The 5,112-nt window shown below is 37.3% G+C and carries 2 protein-coding genes; one reads left to right on the top strand and one right to left on the bottom strand.

Features of this window, described 5'->3' with window-relative positions; genetic code table 11:
* Nucleotides 1–519, top strand: a 519-nt coding sequence (locus CN514_RS04560) for a LysR family transcriptional regulator substrate-binding protein (RefSeq protein WP_141529297.1), incomplete at its 5' end; no start/stop codon positions are given.
* Nucleotides 520–585: 66 nt separating this feature from the next.
* Here CN514_RS04560 and CN514_RS04555 read toward each other — a convergent pair.
* On the bottom strand, nucleotides 586–4,959 hold the full coding sequence (locus CN514_RS04555; RefSeq protein WP_176525791.1) for a S8 family serine peptidase: 4,374 nt from the start codon (nucleotides 4,957–4,959) through the stop codon (nucleotides 586–588).
* Between the last annotated feature and the right edge of the window lie 153 nt (nucleotides 4,960–5,112).

Here is a 5,112-nt window from a genome sequence, read left to right as displayed (position 1 = left end):
CAAAATGAAATCGACATAGCTTTGACACTCTTACCTTTAGAGAATGAACAGTTAAAAAGTATCCCTTTATATAATGAAGAATTATATTTAGCAGTTTCTTTTGATCATCATTGGGCAAAAAGGGATATTGTTGAATTTGAAGAAATCAAAGACATTCCACTTGTTTTATGTCCAAATAACTACAGTTGCCGAAGATTTATTGATGGAGTCGCTACGTCTAAAGGATTTGACATTCAGCCAATCATAGAATTAAATGATGCTCATTCTATTTTGAGTATTGTGAAAGCAGGTATTGGAGCTACTATACTTCCCAATACTCTTCTCGCTTCGGCGAATACTGATTCACTTAAAGTTATTAAAATAGTAAATCCTATAATTAGTAAGGAAGTTGCTATTATACATCACAAAGAAAAGTATATTGGCGCTGCAGCTAGAAATTTTATAGACGTGTTGCTTTCACATGTGAATGAAAAAAGTCTTTATGTAATGGATACTGAAGATTCATTAATATATTCCTAACAGCTTATACAAATAAACATTCCCCACTTCATTAAGAAGAATGGGGAATGTTTTTTAATGTAGTTTCTAATGTTGATTTTTAGGTAATTTTAATCGCTGAACACTGCCACCTTGTGTGCCGACAAACAAGTATTCCTCGTCCGGAGAAAGTTGAAGTGATATAGCATCTCTATTTTCGAGATCCCTGGAAAGATTTGTCCAAGTTTTTCCTCCATCCACACTTTTTAACACACCTCGACCTCCTTTAAGTAGTCCTGATTCATAAAAAGAACCTGAGGCTGCATAAACAATATTATGGTGAGTAGGTGAAACGATAATATCATTTACATACATGTTGAGTTCAGCAGTACCAGCACCTTTTGCCATTTCTAAAGTTTTTCCACCGTCACTACTAATATATAGATGGTTTCCTCCGAGTATTAGATGGCTTGGATTGTGTGAATCAATTGCAATACTGCTTACAGGAACGTTTTGAATTTTTTCGAATGTCTGACCCATATCTTTAGACAAGAATAGACCATCGTTTCCACCTGCCCAAATCCTGTTTGAATCATGAGGATCAGCGGATGTTAAAGCTGTAAATTTGTGTTCTTGCTTAATCTTTTTCCAAGTCTCTCCAGCGTCTTTACTAATATAGATTCCTAATTCATTAGTTCCTGGAATTGTATAAGAAATAACGATTTGCTTGGAGTCGGCCGGGTTAATCAGCATAGCAGTTGGGACTCCACTATCTACAAATTTTTGATCCCATTTTTCTCCGCCATCTTTACTTTGATATACATTCATAGTCCCAATCGCACTATAGCGTATTTTGTAAACTACATTCGATTCTGTTGGAGAAGTAGCAATTTTAAACACTTGCTCTCCAAATCTACCTTCACCTTCCGCAGCACCCCATTCTGAATCAATCTTGTTTTGAAGTGGTAATGCTGTCATGTATGTGTTGGAGTCAGTTCCAGCAAGTAACTGATATCCTTTAGAATTCCGCGTAATAGCCAAGTCATAAACCGTTGCCCCAGGAATACCGATTCGTTTATATGATTCACCTTTATCCTGAGTTCCATATATCCCTGCTTGTTCAGAAGATACATAAATTGGTCGGATACCTTTAGGAGAAGATTTACCACCTAACTCAAAATCGATTTCGAATGAGTTATACCCAGGAAGAGGTTTTTTCCATGTTTCCCAAGTTTTTCCTTTATCGTGACTAACCAATATTCCATCATAGGCTGTCCCTACATAAATATCACCCTCAAGAATTTCTAAACGAGATACATTATTAAATGGTAGATCGGAGTGTGTTAGTTCCTTCCAATCTTTCCCATTATTATATGAAGCATACAATCCACCACCGAAAGTACTAGTAACTAAGAGATTTCCATCTCCTACAATCTCTTTTGTAGTTCTATAAGGAAATGGTGGCTGATACAATAGTTCAGATGTAGCTGAACCAGAGAATACATCTTTAAATACGTAAAGCCCTTCATAACCTGCTGAAATATATAAGTTGTTATTTAGTAGTTTAGCTTTAGTAAGCATTCCCCACCAACCAGGTAGCTGCACCCAATTTAATCCTCTGTCCGTGCTGACATATACTTCATTCCTTGAAATAGCAATCAACTTTTGCCCACTATTATCAATTTGTAAATCAGATATTTCTATATCCGGAAAAGATAATGTCTTCCATGAATTTCCTCCGTCTTGGCTGGCTACTATTTTACCAGTATAAGTTAGATCATTGTATTTTGAATTAATTGCCACATATATATTTTTTTCATCTGTTGGATCAACCACTAGATTAGTTGCTACTCCTCCAGCTACAGGGAAATTTCGATACTCATGCCAAGTTTCTGCCTTATCTTCAGTATGGAATAAAGATAGAGTAGATGAAGGTAAAACTGTCATGTTCTTAGCATTTTTCAAATCTATATTCATCAGTCCTGCATTAGAGTATGGCCCAATAGAATTCCAGGTTGAAGCGTTTTCATTTTCCTTTGGTAATTTTTCCAAAAAGCTAGAACCTATTATTGTTGAATTATCATTTGTAGAATTTTTGACAATCGTACTTGCATCAATCCGATATATTCCTACTTCATTTGTTGGAACATTCGCTTTCCACCAACGTTCATGATCTAATACAGCTGTCACTTCAATTGTTTTCCCACTTGGAGGATGTACTGTGACTTTAGGAGCTTGTGTCAGATTAACCGGGCTGTAAATATATGCTGTTGTGTTTTCTACAGTTGATCCAACTGGATCAGGAGATGCAGTAATTTTGAAATGTCTTGCAATTAACTTGTATGGTACGCGTATATGCTGCGATCCTTTTGCAGATTGGATATTACCTTCTACCCAACCTGAGATATTCGTATCTTGATCCGGACGTTTCAAATTAATATTCAACCCAACATTTACCTGTTGACCTGGATTAATATGAATATGTGAAGAGTTCACAGTTACTTTAGCTCCGGATTTTGTATCCTCTTTAATGGAGAAATCCATATCAACGGGTACATCTCCTGGATTATTTAGAGTAAATGATGCGTTTCTATTAATCTCCGAGTCTTTTAAATCAGCTAAACCTAAATTTAATACATTAGGAGAGGCTATTACATTGGTTTCCGCTGCCGCCTTTACATCAAGTCTTCCTGTCCCTTGGGTAAGCACATCATATGATGCTAGTGGCTTAGCAGTCTCTTTTAATGCGCCTGAAATTTCACTAGCATTCCATGACGGCTTAAGTTGTTTCAGAAGTGCAGCTGCACCCGCCACATGAGGAGCAGCCATGCTTGTCCCGCTTAATCTTGTATAACCTGAATCATTACTATCTGTCTTAATGTAGGTCGAATTAATTTCGACGCCTGGAGCTACTAAATCAGGTTTAGCTCGTAATTCAGAATTACCGCGCGAACTAAAATTTGCAATCTTATCCGTTATGTCTTTGCCTGAAATCGTAATCTTAACAGGTCCTTTTGCCAAATAAGTCTTTAATTCCCCAGCTTTTGTTCCATTAATTTTCATAGAAACTAACGATTCTAACTGGCCGTCTTCAGTAGAACCTGTCATGAATTGATGTTGTGTTTGTAAATCTTCATAAGAGTTGGATGTATATTGACTTGGAAGTGTATCCCCTAATTTAAAAACAGGTCCAACTTGCTCGGGCTCGAAAAAGATCGCAGCGGCTGCCCCTTTATCTTGTGCAGTAATTGCCTCTGTACGCCCATCTGAACCTAAAGGTAATTGAATTAGGACAATTTTTCCTTTTACATCTAACCCGTTATAATTTTCAACTCCACCATTTCCAACATCTATCAAATCGCTGGTAATTGCTGTTTCAGGAGGATTAGCTGTAAACCCAAGGCGAGTTACGGATAAATTCTCGTCAATTGGTGCTACAATCTTCGCGTCAGGTACTTTGATACCACTTACACTTGCACCGACAGCAAGTACACCTTCAGCCATTGCTGGGGCACCAATAGTACCATATCCAGGTCCTGCATTCCCTGCTGCAGCGACGACAACCACACCGGCATCAACAGCATTTTGAGCAGCTTGTGAGATTGGATCATTTCCATCACCAGGTCCACTTAAGCTCATATTAATGACATCAGCCGGAAATGGATTGTCCGGTGAAATGGCCGCTTCAATTCCTGCAATAATATTAGATGTAGTTCCTGATCCGTTATTATCTAAAACCTTATAGGCTGTGATCGAGGCGTCAGGAGCCACACCTGTCAATTTTCCATGCGCAGCAATGATGCCTGCGACATGGGTACCATGTCCATAGTCATCCATAGGATCATTATCATTGTTGACAAAATCATATCCACCAACTACTTTATGCCCTGGACCAAACGCTCCACCAAGATCAGGATGATCATAGTCTACACCTGTATCAATCACAGCGACTGTGACACCTTTTCCAGTAACTTCTTGATTATTTTGGTCGTGCTTAGACCAAACATCGGGAGCACCAATCAATGGGACACTATTGGTTAAGTCTGAGTGATATTGTTGATCCTGATAGACCGCTTTTACTCCAGGAAGCGTACGCAATTTATCAACTTTGTTTTTAGGTACTTGTAATGAAACTCCATTGAATGTGAAAGTATAGTCGTTAGTCTTTTTGAATGGAATCATTTTTTCCTTTATTTCGTCTAACACTTTCCCATGTGACTGTTTTAAACTTTCAATTTGATCTTTTAACTTTCTTTCTGTTGTCCTGGATAAAGATCCTATATGATCTGATTTCTGCATAATTTGAATCGCAGGGGTATCTTCCATTTCAACTATAACGCGTGTCATGGCATCATCTGGATTAGTCTCTTGAGCCCTACCGATTTTAGGATCAAAAGTAAATTGGGAATTTAGGACTAATAAAGCTGAAGCAAAAATACAAGTTGAAGTTCCTACATTAAACGATCTAGTTCTTTTTTTCATCGATTGCATCACCTCTAACAAAAATTTCATTTTAGGATAGCGGAATTAAACCTATATAAATAGGGGAATTTAGACTATTTAAAATGTTAAGATAATTATATAGTGATATATCTTTATGGTAAATGACATTATCGTTATCATAATGATTCATTT

Source organism: Bacillus sp. AFS001701, from assembly GCF_002559405.1.
Classification (GTDB): domain Bacteria; phylum Bacillota; class Bacilli; order Bacillales; family Bacillaceae_G; genus Gottfriedia.
This window is presented reverse-complemented; position numbering and strand designations above follow the sequence as displayed.

Coding starts and splice junctions, on each gene's coding strand:
- CN514_RS04555 (WP_176525791.1), bottom strand. CDS start 4,959: ATGAAAAAAAGAACTAGATCGTTTAATGTAGGAACTTCAACTTGTATT.